This window comes from Sphingomonas sp. (assembly GCF_035910975.1).
Taxonomy (GTDB): Bacteria; Pseudomonadota; Alphaproteobacteria; order Sphingomonadales; family Sphingomonadaceae; genus Sphingomonas.
Genome location: NZ_JAMHWM010000014.1, coordinates 1 through 2,085 on the forward strand (window position 1 = coordinate 1; position 2,085 = coordinate 2,085).

General features: G+C 69.4%; 3 protein-coding genes. 2 read left to right on the forward strand and 1 reads right to left on the reverse strand.

The window, feature by feature from the left end:
- Positions 1-293 (reverse strand): LysR family transcriptional regulator (locus tag VYI76_RS03230; RefSeq protein ID WP_326523340.1); only part of this gene is annotated, 293 nt, incomplete at its 3' end.
- 136 nt (positions 294-429) lie between these two features.
- Between VYI76_RS03230 and VYI76_RS03235 the strand changes: the two genes are divergently transcribed.
- Together VYI76_RS03235 and VYI76_RS03240 are read left to right on the forward strand one after the other, a co-directional pair.
- Positions 430-1,590, forward strand: a complete 1,161-nt coding sequence (locus VYI76_RS03235) for an iron-containing alcohol dehydrogenase (RefSeq protein WP_326523341.1) — start codon at positions 430-432, stop codon at positions 1,588-1,590.
- A gap of 28 nt (positions 1,591-1,618) precedes the next feature.
- Positions 1,619-2,085 (forward strand): aldehyde dehydrogenase family protein (locus VYI76_RS03240; protein WP_326523342.1); only part of this gene is annotated, 467 nt, incomplete at its 3' end.

Here is a 2,085-nt window from a genome sequence, read left to right on the forward strand (position 1 = left end):
AAGCCCACGGACAGGCGCCCGCACTCGCCGGCGCCGGTGCGCCGCGCGTCGATCGCGGCGCGTTCCACCTCCTCGAGGATGAGGTTGCTGCGCTCCAGGAACAGCTGGCCGGCGGGGAGCAGTTCCACCCGCCGCTGCGTTCGCCGCAGCAGGGGCGTGCCGATTTCCCCTTCCAGCTGCTGGATCTGGCGCGACAGCGCCGGCTGCGCGATGCACAGGCGGGCCGCGGCCCGCCCGAAGTGGAGCTCCTGGGCCACGGCCTGGAAATAGCGGAAGTGCCGGAGGTCGATCATTCCTGATGCCGCGCAAGTATCAATCGAGGCCCAATTATGTATTGGACGGATATGGTGGCCCCGCGGAACACTGGCCCCCGCGTTGCCGTGCAAGCGGCAGCCAGCAACCCGATCGAACAAGGCAACCGAGACAAGCATGACCTCCTCCATCACCTCCTTCAGCTACCACAACCCCACGGCGATCGAATTCGGCTGGGGTGCGCTGGCGCGCCTGCCCGAGCTCGTGAAGAGCGTCGGCGGCCGGCGGGTCCTGGTGGTCGGCGATCCCGGCGTCGCCAAGGCCGGCCTGGTCGAACGGGTGGTCTCCGCGCTCGGTGGCGCGTTCCCCGTCACCATCTTCACCGACGTCGAGAGCGACCCGGACGCCCGCTCCGTGGATGCCGGCGTGCAGCTCGCCCGGTCGAAGGAGTGCGACGTCATCGTCGGCATCGGCGGCGGCAGCGCGATGGACGTGGCGAAGGTGATCGGCGTGATGCTGACCAACCCCGGCAACATCCGCGACTACAACGGCATGGGCAAGATCGGTCAGCCCGGCGCCCCCGTGATCGCCATCCCCACGACCTCCGGCACCGGCAGCGAGCTGACGATCTGGTCCGTGCTGTCGGACAAGGAGAAGAAGACCAAGTTCGGCGTCGGCAGCGTCCTGAACTGCGCCCGCATCGCCCTGCTCGATCCCGAGCTGACCATGTCCCTGCCGCCGGCCATCACGGCCGCCACCGGCATCGACGCGCTGACGCACGCGCTGGAGTCGTACGTGAACACGGCCACCCAGCCGATCTCCGAGGCGATGTCCGAGCAGTCCATGGCCCTGATCGCGCGCAGCCTGCGCCTGGCGGTCGCCCAGCCGGGCAACAAGGAAGCCCGCGCCGACATGCTGCTGGCCAGCACCATCGCGGCGATGGCGTTCAACAGCACCCGCCTGGGCCTGGCGCACGCCTTTGCCATGCCGCTCGGCTCGCGCTTCCACATCCCGCACGGCCTGGCGAACGCGATCATGCTGCCGGCGGTGATGCGCTTCAACCTCCCGGGCAACCTGGCGAAGTTCGCACGCATCGCGCAGATCTTCGGCGAGCGCACCGACGGCCTCAGCCTGCGCGAGGCGGCGGAGCGTTCGGTGATCGCGATCGAGCAGCTGCAGGCCGACATCGGCATCACCGCGAAGCTGGGCGACTTCCACATGACGGAGGCCGACCTGCACGACGTGGCCGCCGAAGCCATGCTGTCCGGCAACGTCGCGGTGAATCCGCGCAAGCCGACGCTCGAAGACATGAAGGCGCTGCTGCGCGCCAAGCTGTAAACACGACACCACCAAGAGAGACAGACCCATGGACATGCAGACCTGGCTCGGCCAGAACATCGGCGGCCGCTACGGCAACTACATCGACGGGGAGTGGGAGCAGGCCGGCCCCGACGCCGTGGCCATCACGAACCCCGCGCGGCGCGACCAGGTCCTCGGCCACTTCGCCGAAGGCACCGCGGAAGACGCGGATCGCGCCGTCAGCTCCTCGCATCGCGCCTGGAAGGCGTGGCGCGAGGTGCCCGGCCCGGAGCGCGGCGCCATCCTGTTCCGCGCCGCCGAACTGCTGGAGAAGCGGGCCGAGGAGTTCGCCTTCCTCGTCTCGGCCGAACAGGGCAAGATCCTGGCCGAATCGCGCGGCGAGGTCGGCCGGGCGGTGAAGGAACTGCGCTTTGCCGCCGGCGAGGCCAGCCGCATGGAAGGCTGGACGCTGCCCAGCGAGAAGCGCAACGGCCTGGCGATGACCTTCCGCGAGCCGGTCGGCGTGATCGCCTC

Bases quoted from the DNA above. Each gene is read 5' to 3' on its own strand.
- VYI76_RS03235 (WP_326523341.1), top strand. From the start codon at position 430: ATGACCTCCTCCATCACCTCCTTCAGCTACCACAACCCCACGGCGATC.